Origin of the sequence: Brachybacterium sp. SGAir0954, assembly GCF_005490785.1 — a bacterium.
GTDB classification, from domain to species: Bacteria; Actinomycetota; Actinomycetes; order Actinomycetales; family Dermabacteraceae; genus Brachybacterium; species Brachybacterium rhamnosum.
The window spans coordinates 2,994,784-3,007,184 of record NZ_CP027295.1; the positions used below are offsets into that span (position 1 = coordinate 2,994,784).

12 protein-coding genes are annotated in these 12,401 nt (G+C 73.1%); 5 read left to right on the forward strand and 7 right to left on the reverse strand.

Annotated features, from left to right (window positions below; all coding sequences use genetic code 11):
• Positions 1-67 precede the first annotated feature (67 nt).
• Entirely contained in the window at positions 68-526 is a 459-nt protein-coding gene (gene nrdR, locus C1N80_RS13440) for a transcriptional regulator NrdR (protein ID WP_137771235.1), read from the reverse strand.
• Positions 527-552: 26 nt separating this feature from the next.
• Complete coding sequence (locus C1N80_RS13445) at positions 553-840, reverse strand: peptidoglycan-binding protein LysM (RefSeq protein ID WP_240811142.1); 288 nt, start codon at positions 838-840, stop codon at positions 553-555.
• A gap of 278 nt (positions 841-1,118) precedes the next feature.
• Here C1N80_RS13445 and lexA point away from each other — a divergent pair, with 278 nt between their 5' ends.
• Positions 1,119-1,829, forward strand: coding sequence for a transcriptional repressor LexA (gene lexA / locus C1N80_RS13450; protein WP_137771237.1), 711 nt, complete (start codon positions 1,119-1,121; stop codon positions 1,827-1,829).
• 160 nt (positions 1,830-1,989) lie between these two features.
• On the opposite strand, the gene C1N80_RS13455 is transcribed toward lexA, so the two are convergent.
• Entirely contained in the window at positions 1,990-4,005 is a 2,016-nt protein-coding gene (locus C1N80_RS13455; RefSeq protein WP_137771238.1) for an ATP-dependent DNA helicase, read from the reverse strand.
• Between the two features lie 35 nt (positions 4,006-4,040).
• Positions 4,041-5,582, reverse strand: coding sequence for a GTPase HflX (hflX, locus tag C1N80_RS13460; RefSeq protein WP_137771239.1), 1,542 nt, complete (start codon positions 5,580-5,582; stop codon positions 4,041-4,043).
• A gap of 160 nt (positions 5,583-5,742) precedes the next feature.
• On the opposite strand from hflX, the gene C1N80_RS13465 reads away from it, so the two are divergent.
• Entirely contained in the window at positions 5,743-6,357 is a 615-nt protein-coding gene (locus C1N80_RS13465) for a class I SAM-dependent methyltransferase (RefSeq protein ID WP_137771240.1), read from the forward strand.
• A gap of 39 nt (positions 6,358-6,396) precedes the next feature.
• Here C1N80_RS13465 and dapF read toward each other — a convergent pair whose 3' ends face one another.
• Together dapF and miaA are read right to left on the reverse strand one after the other, a co-directional pair.
• Positions 6,397-7,293 (reverse strand): diaminopimelate epimerase, encoded by an 897-nt coding sequence (gene dapF, locus C1N80_RS13470; RefSeq protein ID WP_137771241.1) that lies wholly within the window; start codon positions 7,291-7,293, stop codon positions 6,397-6,399.
• A gap of 9 nt (positions 7,294-7,302) precedes the next feature.
• Positions 7,303-8,229, reverse strand: coding sequence for a tRNA (adenosine(37)-N6)-dimethylallyltransferase MiaA (gene miaA / locus C1N80_RS13475; RefSeq protein ID WP_137771242.1), 927 nt, complete (start codon positions 8,227-8,229; stop codon positions 7,303-7,305).
• A 156-nt stretch (positions 8,230-8,385) separates the two neighbouring features.
• Here miaA and C1N80_RS13480 point away from each other — a divergent pair, with 156 nt between their 5' ends.
• Entirely contained in the window at positions 8,386-8,871 is a 486-nt protein-coding gene (locus C1N80_RS13480; RefSeq protein WP_240811143.1) for a YbjN domain-containing protein, read from the forward strand.
• Positions 8,872-8,939: 68 nt separating this feature from the next.
• Here the strand turns inward: C1N80_RS13480 and miaB are convergent, their stop codons facing one another.
• Positions 8,940-10,499, reverse strand: coding sequence for a tRNA (N6-isopentenyl adenosine(37)-C2)-methylthiotransferase MiaB (miaB, locus tag C1N80_RS13485; protein WP_137771243.1), 1,560 nt, complete (start codon positions 10,497-10,499; stop codon positions 8,940-8,942).
• Positions 10,500-10,668: 169 nt separating this feature from the next.
• Between miaB and C1N80_RS13490 the strand changes: the two genes are divergently transcribed.
• Both C1N80_RS13490 and C1N80_RS13495 read left to right on the forward strand, forming a co-directional pair.
• On the forward strand, positions 10,669-11,451 hold the full coding sequence (locus C1N80_RS13490) for an amino acid ABC transporter ATP-binding protein (protein WP_137771244.1): 783 nt from the start codon (positions 10,669-10,671) through the stop codon (positions 11,449-11,451).
• Between the two features lie 32 nt (positions 11,452-11,483).
• Positions 11,484-12,359: a glutamate ABC transporter substrate-binding protein gene (locus C1N80_RS13495; protein WP_137771245.1), complete on the forward strand. Its 876-nt coding sequence runs from the start codon at positions 11,484-11,486 to the stop codon at positions 12,357-12,359.
• Positions 12,360-12,401 lie beyond the last annotated feature (42 nt).

A 12,401-nucleotide genomic window follows, 5' to 3' on the forward strand; every position in this document is an offset into this window, starting at 1 on the left:
CACGGGGGCTATCTTACGCACACCCTGGGAGTCTCCTGACCACAATCCACCACATGGTGGACGAGTCTCAGGACGAGGCCGGACCTTCGTCGCGAAGCCGACGGATCGCCGCCTCGAAGTCGTCGAGGGACTCGAACCCCTGGTACACGCTCGCGAAGCGGAGGTAGGCCACGAGGTCCAGCTCCTGGAGCGGCTGCAGGATCGCGAGCCCGACGCCGTGAGCGTCGATCTCCGCCTGGCCCGATCCACGGATGTCCTCCTCGACGCGCTGCGCGAGGACGGCGAGCTGATCGTCGGAGACGGGACGACCCTGGCAGGCCTTGCGCACGCCGGAGATGACCTTCGCCCGGCTGAAGGGCTCGCTCACCCCGGATCGCTTGAGCACGGAGAGCGAGGCCGTCTCCGTGGTGGAGAAGCGGCGGGAGCACTGGGGGCACTGGCGCCGGCGCCGGATCGTGCCGCCGTCGTCGGACGTGCGCGAGTCGACGACCCTCGAATCGGGATGACGGCAGTACGGGCAGTGCATCGGGCCAGGGTACCTGGCCCGGGGGATCAGCGCCCGGCGGGATCCGCGGCGGGCAGCACGATCTCCTGACCCTGCGTGAGGCGCGGGGTGGGGAGCTCGTTGAGCGCGCGGACCTCGGTGACGAAGTCGGCGTCGCTCATGCCCTCGGGGGCGTAGAGATCGGCGTAGGACCAGAGGTCGTCGCCGGCGGCCACGGTGACCGTCCGCTCGCCGTCGGCCCCGTCACCCGCGAGGGCGGAGGGGACGTCGAGGACGAGCAGGGCGAGGGCGGCGACGGCCAGCCCGAGGAAGAAGGCGATCGCGGTGACGAGCATGCGGCCCCGACGGGTGACCTTCAGTCGAACACCTGCACGAGCGGGACGGGCGACAGAAGAGGTGCCACGCAGGGGAAGAGCGGTGACGGTGGCCTGACGAGTGTGCATCTTACGAACTCCTGTTCGATCGAATCTGTGTGCGACTCTAGGGCAGACCGTCACGACACGCAAGAGAAAACTCGAACACATGTTTGGAGTTCGCTCCCGGCCGACCTACCCTGGGTGACACGACCACCGAACCGCGAGGGTCAGACAGACGAAGCCAGGAGGACCGCCCGATGTCGCCGAGCATCCCGTCCCGACCCGAGCCGCTCCGCCGCCTGCGCGAGGAGTCGCCGTCCGAGGCCACGGCCGCGCTCTCCCGTCGCCAGCGGCTCGTGCTGGAGACCATCACCGCGTCGCTGCGCTCGCGCGGCTACCCGCCCACCATCCGGGAGATCGGCGACGCCGTGGGACTCACCTCGTCCTCCTCGGTCTCCCACCAGCTCCAGGTGCTCGAGCGCAAGGGATTCCTGCGTCGCGACCCCCGCAGCCCCCGCGCGATGGAGGTCGTCATGCCCGGGGAGGACGGTGCCCCCGAGCAGGAGGCCGATCCCGCCGAGGTCATGGCCGGCCCCTCCGTGCCCGTGCCGCTCGTGGGACGGATCGCCGCAGGCGTCCCCATCACCGCGCATGAGCAGGTCGAGGACGTCTTCACGCTGCCCGAGCGGCTCGTCGGCGACGGCGACCTCTTCCTGCTGCAGGTGGTCGGCGAGTCGATGATCGACGCGGCGATCTGCGACGGCGACTGGGTCGTGGTCCGCTCGCAGCCCACGGCGGAGAAAGGCGAGATCGTCGCCGCGATGATCGACGGCGAGGCGACCGTCAAGACGTTCGCCCAGCGGGACGGCCACATCTGGCTCATGCCGCACAACCCGGCCTTCACGCCGATCCTCGGCGACGCCGCCGAGATCCTCGGCAAGGTCGTCGCCGTCCTCCGCGCGGTCTGAGGTGGCGCTGGGCCCAGACCCCACCGGCTCGGGTACCGTCGGCCCAGACCCCACCGCCCGGGCTACCGCCGGCCGAGTCCCAGCCAGCTCAGGCCCCTCCGGTTCAGTACCCGCTGGGCTCAAGCGTCCGTCACGCCACGGGGCCGTCGTACCGCGAGGCTCAGGACGCGCTGAGCCGCCTCAGCGCGTCGACCGCGACGCGCGGGTCCTGGGTGGGCCACAGCGGAGGCATCGCCGCCCTCAGCACCTGCCCGTAGCGGGCCGTCGCCAGCCGCGGGTCGAGCACGGCGACCATGCCGCGGTCCTCCTGCGTGCGGATCAGCCGGCCGGCGCCCTGCGCCATGAGCAGCGCCGCATGCTGCACGGAGACCGCCATGAAGCCGCTGCTCCCCCGCTGGTCCACGCGCTCCTGGCGCGCAGCCGTCAGCGGATCGTCCGGGCGCGGGAACGGGATGCGGTCGATCGTCACCAGGCGGCAGGCCTGACCGGGGACGTCCACGCCCTGCCACAGGGTGAGGGTGCCGAAGAGGCTCGTGTCCGGGTCCTCCCGGAAGTCCCGCACGAGGTTCCCCATCGAGTCCTCCCCCTGCACGCCGATGGGGAGGTCGAGCCGGGCGCGCACGTGCTCCGCGGCGAGCTCCGCGCCCCGGCGGGAGGAGAACAGGCACAGCGCACCGCCGTGGGAGGCCTCCACGAGCTCGGTCAGATGGTCGAGCATCTCGAGGCTCGGCCCCTCGCGGCCCGGCCGCGGCAGATGCGCGGCCGTGTAGAGGATGCCCTGGCGGCGGTAGGCGAACGGGCTTCCCACGTCGAGGCCCGCCCAGGCGCCGTGGTCCTCCCGGGAGGGGACCTCGTCCACCCCGGTGCGGGCCGCGCGCGCGAGCCCCACCTCCCCTGCGGGCGGCTCGAAGCGGCCGCCCAGGGCGAGGGTCGCGGAGGCGAGCACGGCCGTGCGGTGCTCGAGGATCGCCCCGCGCATCGCGAGCGCGACGCTCAGCGGCGCGACCTGCACGCTCGAGCGCCCGGTGACGGGCGAGTGGGAGACGGAGACGACGTCGTCCTCCGCCGGGTCCAGGAGACGCTCGCAGACGTCGATGATCTCCTGCAGGCTCGAGCGCACCGCCTTGCGCGCGCCGGCCGTGCCGACCACGCCCTCGTCCCCCGCGTCCTTGGCGTCGGTGTGGGCGGTGCGGGCCTGGACGCGAAGCTGCTCGATCGCATCGGCGAGGCGCTCCGGGAGGTCCCCGATCACCCGCCCGTCGGGGACGAGCGCGAGGGCCTCGCGCAGCTCGTCGCCGGCGTCGTCGAGCGCGGTCGCGGCCATGCCCAGGCCCCGGAGGTCGCGCACGGTCCCCCGCACCATGCCGGGGACGAGCACCTCGGTGACGGCGCCGGTGACGCGGGAGGTGAGGTCGTGGGCCTCGTCGAAGACGACCACGTCGTGCTCGGGGATGATCCCGTGGCCGTCGAAGGCGTCGATCGCGAGCAGCGCATGGTTCGTGACGATGACGTCGACCTCCTTCGCGATCTCGCGGCTGCGCTCGGCGAAGCAGGACCCGACCATCGGGCAGGTCTGGCCGAGGCACTGGTTGCCGAGCACGGAGACCTGACGCCAGGCGCGGTCGGAGACCGGGTCCTCGAGGCTGTCGCGGTCACCCGTCTCCGTCTCCTCCGCCCAGGCGCGCAGTCGCCGGACCTGGTCCCCGAGCCGTTCGCTCGCGCCGGAGGCGGGGTCCACCGCGGCCTCGGAGAAGAGGGAGCCGGGATCCTCGACGGGGTAGCCGCCGTCCATCTTGTGCCGGCACAGGTAGTTCCCGCGCCCCTTGAGCAGGGCGAAGGTGGGTGTGCGCGGGAGGTGCGGGGCGAGCGCGTCGACGATCCGCGGGAGGTCCTTGCGGATGAGCTGGGTCTGCAGAGCGATCGTCGCCGTGGAGACGACGACCGGGCGCCCCGAGGTCACGGCGTGCCGCAGGGCGGGGACCAGATAGGCGAGGGACTTGCCGGTGCCGGTGCCCGCCTGGACGAGCAGATGGCGCTGTCCCCGCATGGCCGTGTCGACGGCCTCCGCCATCGCGGACTGCCCCTCGCGGGGACTGCCGCCGATGGCCCCGACGGCCGCCTCCATCAGGGTGGACAGGGAGGCGACGGAGGCCTCGGAGGCGGGGGCTGCGGTCATCGGATCAGGGTATCCGCGCACCCCCGCGCTCCGGCTCAGGCCGCGCCGCGCAGCTCCGCGGCGAGCGCCTCGTCGACACGGGCGTGCAGGTGGGTGCCCTCGGCGAGATGCTCCTCACCCAGCACCTCCCCCGTGTCGTGCGCCCGCGAGATCAGGTCCCCCCGCGAGTAGGGCACCACGAGGTCCACCTCGACGGCGGGACGGGGCAGGTGCTCCGCGATGAGATCGCGCAGCTCCTCGATGCCGGCGCCCGTGCGGGCGGAGACCACCGCGGAGAGCCCCACCTGGGAGCGGATCCGGGCGAGGGTCTCCGGGGCGGCGATGTCGGCCTTGTTGAGCACGACGATCTCGGGCACGTCGAAGCCCTCGATCTCGCCGAGCACGGTGCGCACGGCGCGGATCTGGCCCTCCGGGTCCGGGTGGGACGCGTCGACGACGTGGAGCAGGAGGTCCGCATCGCCGACCTCCTCGAGCGTCGAGCGGAAGGCCTCGATGAGCTGCGTGGGCAGGTGCCGCACGAAGCCCACCGTGTCCGCATAGGTGTACTCGCGGCCGTCCGGCGTCCGGGTGCGCCGGACCGTCGGGTCCAGCGTCGCGAACAGCGCGTTCTCGACGAGCACGCCCGCCCCGGTGAGGCGGTTGAGCAGGGAGGACTTCCCGGCGTTGGTGTAGCCGGCGATCGCGACCGAGGGGACGAGGTTGCGGTGGCGGTCCGCGCGCTGCGCCTCGCGCCCCGGGGCCATGGCCTTGATCTCGCGGCGCAGCTTGGACATCCGGTCGCGGATGCGACGGCGGTCCAGCTCGATCTTCGTCTCGCCGGGGCCGCGGGACCCCATGCCCGCGCCGCCCGCGGCGACGCGCCCACCGGCCTGACGCGACATGGAGTCGCCCCAGCCGCGCAGTCGCGGCAGCAGGTACTCGAGCTGCGCGAGCTCCACCTGCGCCTTGCCCTCGCGGGACTTGGCGTGCTGGGCGAAGATGTCGAGGATCAGCGCGGTGCGGTCCACGACCTTCACCTTGACGATGTCCTCGAGGGCGCGGCGCTGGCTGGGGGCCAGCTCGCCGTCGGCGATGACCGTGTCCGCGCCGACCTCGGTGACGACCTCGGCGAGCTCGGCGGCCTTGCCGCGGCCCAGGAAGGTCGCGGGATCGGGATGGGCACGGCGCTGCATGACGCCCTCGAGCACCTCGGAGCCCGCCGTCTCGGCGAGCGCGGCGAGCTCGCGCAGGCTGTTCTCCGCCTCCGCCACGTCGCCGGAGGTGTAGAGGCCCGCGAGGACCACGCGCTCGAGGCGCAGCTGGCGGTACTCGACCTCGGTGACGTCCTCGATGTCCGTGCGCAGCCCGGCGACGCGGCGCAGGGCATGGCGGTCCGCGAGGTCGAGCTGGTCCCCGTCGGTCGAGGAGTCGTAGGTGACCGACGAGACGGAGGCGTCGCCGCGGGCGAGGATGCGCTCGGTCAGCGGGTCACGGGTGCGGGAGCCCGGGATCGTGCTCTCGGCGGCTTCTGCTCCCGGGGCGCTGCTCGGCACGACGTCGGTGTCGGGCTCGGAATCGGGATGGAAGGCGATGGGCACGTTCAGGGATCTCCTCATGGGGGACGACAGGGGCCCGGCGGCACCGGGTCGTCCCAGAATCCCACGCCCCCGCGCCGGGGTCGAGGGATTTTGCCCACGGCGCACCCGCCCCGGCGCCGAGCTCGCCGCACGCCGGCGCGGGCCTCCGTATCCTGCCGGGGTGGACGAGCACTACTTCTCCCCCTCCCCCTCGACCGAGGACACCCGCTTCCCGCTGCGGGTGAGCCTCGCCGGCGAGGAGCGGCACCTGGTCTCGAGCTCCTCCGTGTTCAGCGGGCACGGCCTGGACAAGGCCACGGCGGTGATGCTCGCGCGGCTCGACGAGATCACCCCCGTGCCGCCCGGCGCCCGGCTGCTGGACCTCGGCTGCGGCTGGGGCCCGATCACGCTCACGGCGGCGCTGCTGCACCCGGACGCCGAGGTGTGGGCGGTCGACGTCTCGAAGCGCGCCCGCGACCTCACGGCGGAGAACGCGGCGAGCCTCGGGCTGGGGAACGTGCGCGTCATCGCGCCCGAGGAGGTCCCTGACGGCCTCACCCTCGACGCGATCTGGTCGAACCCGCCGATCCGGATCGGCAAGGAGGCCCTCCACGCGCTGCTGCTGACGTGGATCGGCCGCCTCACCCCCGAGGGCACCGCGGCGATGGTGGTGGGGAAGAACCTCGGTGCGGACCCGCTGGCCCGGTGGCTCGGCGAGCAGCTGCCGGGCCGCGAGGTCGCCAAGGTCGCGAGCGCCAAGGGCTTCCGGGTCCTCGAGGTGGGGCCCGCCCGCTGAGACGGCCCGAGGGAACCGGTCGCCCCGGACCCGCGCGGCTCAGAGGCGCAGGGTGCCGTCGGCGACGATCTCGGCGGCGCCGGCGAGCGTGACCTCGCCCTGATCGGTCCAGCCCACCTCGAGGGTGCCGCCGGGCACGTCGACCCGCCACGGCAGGCGGGAGTCGTCCCCCGCGCGCAGGGCGGCCGCGACCGCCGTGGCGGCGACGCCCGTCCCGCAGGACTCGGTCTCCCCCACCCCGCGCTCGTGGACGCGCATCGCCACGTGCCGCTCACCGCGCGTGACCACGAGCTCGATGTTCGCGCCGTGCTCCGGCTCCGGGGAGAGCCCCGGCCGGTGCGTGAGGTCGAGGTCCTCGAGGGCGACGCCCTCGGGGAGGAACGCGACGGCATGCGGATTGCCCATGTCGACGTCGGTGACCTCGAGGTCGTGGCCCGCGACGTGGACAGTGCGGCCCGTCCGGGAGATCCCCGCCTCGCCCATGCCGACGCGCACGCGCCAGGCGGGCTCCTCCGGCGTCGGGTCGGCGAGCACCTCGACGGTGCGCACGCCCGCGCGGGTCCAGAGCGGGAAGCGGTCCTCGCGCACGTGCCCCTCGCGGCGCAGGAAGGCCGCGACCACGCGCACACCGTTGCCGCACATCTCGGCGATCGAGCCGTCGGCGTTGCGGTAGTCCATGAACCACTCGGGGGCGTCCGCGGGCGCGTCGATCCCGGCGGCGCGCGTGCGCACCGCGCGGATCACGCCGTCGCCGCCCACCCCGGAGCGCCGGTCCGCGAGGGCCGCGACCGCGGCCGCGTCCAGGTCGATCGCGCCGTCGGGGTCGTCCAGCAGCACGAAGTCGTTGCGGGTGCCGTGGCCCTTGGAGAAGCGGAGCCCCTCGGGGAGGCGCGGACCCGCGGGGGTGGACCGTCCGTGCGGCGCAGGAGTGCTCATGGTCCGAGCCTAGGCCAGCGCGGCGAGGGCGTCCTCGAGCACGTGATCCAGCGCTCGTCCTGCCGCCGGATCGGCACCGTCGATCCAGCGCACCCGTGCGTCGCGGTGGAACCAGGTGTCCTGCTTGCGCACGAGCCGCCGCGTGCCGACCACCGTGGACTCCCGCGCCTGCTCGGTCGTCATCGTCCCGTCGAGCACGGCGAGCCCCTGCTCGTAGCCGATCGCGCGCCGCGCCGTGACCCCGCGGTCCAGGCCGAGCTCGCGCAGCGCGGCGACCTCCTCGAGCAGCCCCGCCGCGAGCATGCCGTCCACCCTCCGCGCGATCCGCTCGTGCAGCGCGCCGCGATCCTGCCGCAGCCCGATCTGCACCGTCGAGGGGTCCCGGTGCAGGGGCCGTGGGAGGAAGGCGGCGAAGGGACGTCCGGTGAGCTCGCCCACCTCGAGGGCCCGCACGATCCTCCGCACGTCCCCGGGACCGATGCTGCTCGCCGCCCCGGGGTCCCGTCGGGCGAGCTCCTCGTGGAGGGCCGGGGCGCCGATCTCCTCCGCGCGGCGCTCCCAGCGGGCGCGGACCTCCGGATCGGTGGGCGGGAACTCGAGGTCGTCGAGGACGGCGCGCACGTAGAGTCCGGAGCCGCCCACGAGGATCGGCACCCGCCCCCGGTCACGGATCGCCGCGAGGTCCGCCCGGGCGGCGGCCTGGTACGCGGAGACGCTCGCCTCCTCCGTCACGTCGAGCACGTCGAACTGGTGATGGGGCACACCGAGCCGCTCCGCCGGGGGGACCTTCGCGGTGCCGATGTCCATGCCGCGGTACAGCTGCAGGGCGTCCGCGTTGACGACCTCGGCGTCCAGGTGCCGGGCGAGCGCGATCGCGAGGTCGGACTTGCCCGTCGCGGTCGCGCCGACGATCGCGATCAGCGGGGCGTTCTCCATGGCGAGCACCCTATCCGCCGGGTCCGAGGGCGAGCTCGTCGAGGGGTCAGCGGGATCACGTCGGGCGGTCGGGCCTTCTTGCAGGGGACGGGGTAGGGTGAGGCCCGCCCCGGCACCGGGGCTCCACCGTTCCCGAGCGAGACCACCGAGGTGCACGTGACTACCGCGAACGAGGACCGCCTGCTGGCGGACTCGGCCGAGGGCCTGACGCCGATGTCCCTGCAGCGGGTGCAGCAGGCGCTGACCCGCCACGGCTACGCCTATGTGGAGGACGAGGCGCATCCCGAGATCCTCCGGGCGCGCTTCGACGACTACCGCTTCCAGTTCATGCTCAGCGGCGAGGACCACGGCGTCCTGCAGACCCGCGGGCGCTGGAACCACAGCGTGGACATGTCCCGCAAGGTGCAGATGATCAAGCTCTGCAACGAGTGGAACATGAACCGCGTGTGGCCCAAGGTCTACGTGCGGCGTGAGTCCGAGGGCCTGCTCGGCGTCTACGGCGAGCTCGCCGCGGACTTCCGCGCGGGCGCCCTCGACGCCCAGGTCGACAGCGCGCTCACCTGCGGGCTGAGCACCGTCATCGCCTTCTTCCACAGCCTCGAGGACCGCCTCGGCGCCGAGCTCGACGACCTCGACGGCTGATCCCTCACCACGCATGACGACGGCCGGCACCCCGCGGGGTGCCGGCCGTCCTCACGTCCGGGGTGGCGTCAGCCGCGGCGCAGGGAGGGCATGCCCAGGGTGACCGGCCCGCCCGCTCCCCCGCCGCCGTGGCCCGTGCCGCAGGTCGCGTCGAGCCCCAGGGCGCCCTGCTCCCAGAGGTCCCCCGAGCGGGTGCGGCGCACCGAGAACTGCTCCGGGGTCAGCTGCGCGAGCGGGGCCTCGAGGGCGGAGTCCGCGAGCAGGTAGAAGGGCGCCGCACGGGTGATCGTCGTCGTGACCATGTCCCCGGGGCGCGGGCGCTGCGCCTCGGGGAGGTCCGACGGCAGCGCGAGGTGCACGAGCCGATGGTCGCGGGAGCGGCCGGAGAGGCGATGGGTCTCCGCGTCGCGGTCCCCCTCGCCCTCGGCGACGAGCACCTCGACGACCTTGCCCTCGCGGGTGCGGTTCTCCTCGAAGGTGATGCGGTCCTGGAGGGCGACGAGACGCTCGTAGCGCTCCTGGACGACCTCCTTGGGGACCTGGTCCTCCATGGTCGCGGCGGGCGTCCCGGGGCGGATCGAGTATTGGAAGGTGAAGGCGCTCGCGAAGCGGCTCTCCTCGACGACCTCGAGGGTGCGCGCGAAGTCCTCCTCCGTCTCCCCGGGGAAGCCGACGATGATGTCCGTCGTGATGGCGGCCTCCGGGATGCGGTGCCGGACCCGCTCGAGGATCCCGAGGAATCTCCGGCTCCGGTAGGAGCGGCGCATGCGGCGCAGGACGTCGTCGGAGCCGGACTGCAGCGGCATGTGCAGCTGCGGCATGACGTTGGGGGTCTCCGCCATCGCGTCGATGACGTCGTCGGTGAACATCGCGGGATGGGGCGAGGTGAAGCGGACCCGCTCGAGGCCCTCGACGTCCCCGCACGCGCGCAGGAGCTTCGCGAAGGCGCCCCGGTCCCCGAACTCGACGCCGTAGGAGTTCACGTTCTGCCCCAGGAGGGTCACCTCGACGGCACCCGCCTCGACGACGTCGCGCACCTCGGCGAGCACGTCCCCGGGCCGGCGGTCCTTCTCGGTGCCGCGCAGCGAGGGGACGATGCAGAAGGTGCAGGTGTTGTTGCAGCCCACGGAGATCGAGACCCAGGCGGCGTAGGAGGACTCGCGGCGCGTGGGCAGGGTCGAGGGGAAGACGTCGAGGGACTCGAGGATCTCCACCTGCGCCTCGCGGCGGTGCGCGGCCCGGTCCAGGAGCGTGGGCAGGGAGCCGATGTTGTGGGTGCCGAAGACGACGTCCACCCAGGGGGCGCGGTCCACGATGCTCGAGCGGTCCTTCTGGGCGAGGCAGCCGCCCACGGCGATCCGCATGCGGGGGTTGGCGCGCTTCGCGGGGCGCAGCGCGCCGAGGTTGCCGTAGAGCTTGTTGTCCGCGTTCTCGCGCACCGCGCAGGTGTTGAAGACGACGACGTCGACCTCCCCGCGCTTGGCGTCGGCATCGGCGGGCGCGGCCGCGTAGCCGGCCTCCTCGAGGAGGCCGGTCAGGCGCTCGGAGTCGTGGACGTTCATCTGGCAGCCGAAGGTGCGCACCTGATAGGTGCCGCGCGGCGCCGGGTCGATCTGCTGCGTGCTCATGGTGGTCCCAGGGTACGGCGGGCGGGGCGCCCGGCGCGGGTCGACGGCGCCCCGACGGGCGGGTTCGGAGGGAGATCACGCCCGCGCAGCCGGCCGGCGCAGGTCACGATGGGGTGACAGTCCCCGGTCCGCCCGGCGGCCCACCGCGGAGCGGTCTACGGTGCAGCACATGACCCAGACCACATCCGCGCTCCCGCCTGCCGGGAGCCCGGGCGCACGCCCCCTCGTCGCGGTGGAGGGCGTCCAGAAGCACTTCGGCGACCTCCACGTGCTGAAGGACGTCGACCTGAGCGTCGCCGCCGGCGAGGTGGTCGTGGTGCTCGGCCCCTCCGGCTCGGGCAAGTCGACGCTGTGCCGCACCATCAACCGGCTCGAGACGATCGACGAGGGCGAGATCCGCATCGACGGCGAGCCGCTGCCCACCTCCGGCCCCGGACTCGCGCGCCTGCGCTCCGAGGTCGGCATGGTGTTCCAGTCCTTCAACCTCTTCGCCCACAAGACGGTGCTCGAGAACGTCACCGTCGCCCCGATCAAGGTGAAGAAGGTGCCGCGCAAGGAGGCGGAGGCCCGCGCCATGGAGCTGCTCGAGCGGGTCGGCGTCGCCGACCAGGCCCGGAAGCTCCCCGCCCAGCTCTCCGGCGGCCAGCAGCAGCGCGTCGCGATCGCCCGATCCCTCGCCATGGCTCCCAAGGTCATGCTCTTCGACGAGCCCACCTCCGCCCTGGACCCCGAGATGATCAACGAGGTCATCGAGGTCATGACGGGGCTCGCGAAGGACGGCATGACCATGATCGTCGTGACCCACGAGATGGGCTTCGCCCGCCGCACCGCAGATCGCGTCGTCTTCATGGACGCCGGGCGGATCCTCGAGGTCGCCCCGCCGGAGGACTTCTTCGCCCACCCCCGCACCGAGCGCGCCCAGGACTTCCTCGCGAAGATCCTGCAGCACTGATGACCCCCCTCCCGACCGCCAAGGAGCATGCCATGACCACCAGCCGACGACTCCTCCTCACCGGCGGCGCCGGACTCGCCGCCGCGATCGCCCTCGCCGCCTGCGGCGGATCCTCCTCCGACGAGCCCGCGGTCGCCGAGGACGCCACCTTCGCCGACGGCTCGACCATGAAGAAGCTCGCCGACGCCGGCAAGATCACCATCGGCACCAAGTTCGACCAGCCGCTGTTCGGGCAGGCCGGGCCGGACGGCACCCCCGCCGGCTTCGACGTCGAGATCGGCACGCTGATCGCCGCCGCCCTCGGCATCGAGAAGAAGTCCATCGAATGGGTCGAGACGGTCTCCGCGAACCGCGAGCCCTTCATCGAGAACGGCAAGGTCGACCTCGTCGTCGCGACCTACACGATCAACGACACCCGCAAGGAGGTCGTGGACTTCGCGGGCCCCTACTACGTGGCCGGCCAGGCGCTCATGGTCACGAAGGACAACGAGGACATCACCGGCGAGGACACCCTCGAGGGCAAGAAGGTCGCCTCCGTGGAGGGCTCCACCCCCGCGCAGTACATGACCGACAACCACCCCGAGGCGGAGCTCTCGACCTTCGACACCTACTCCAACTGCGTCACGGCGCTCACCAACGGCCAGGTCGACGCCGTCACCACGGACAACGTGATCCTCGCGGGCTTCGTCGCCGCGAACAAGGAGGAGCTCAAGCTCGTGGGTGACGGCGCCACCTTCACCGAGGAGCCCTACGGCATCGGCCTGAAGAAGGGCGACGACGACTTCCGCACCTTCGTCAACGACACCCTCCAGGCCGCCTACGACGACGGCAGCTGGGCCAAGGCCTGGGAGGAGACCGCCGGCGCGGTGCTGCCCACCCCGGACCCGCCGGAGATCGACCGCTACTGAAGCCGCCCGGGCGGCCCCGCGCGCCCGCCCGGCGCCGGCGCC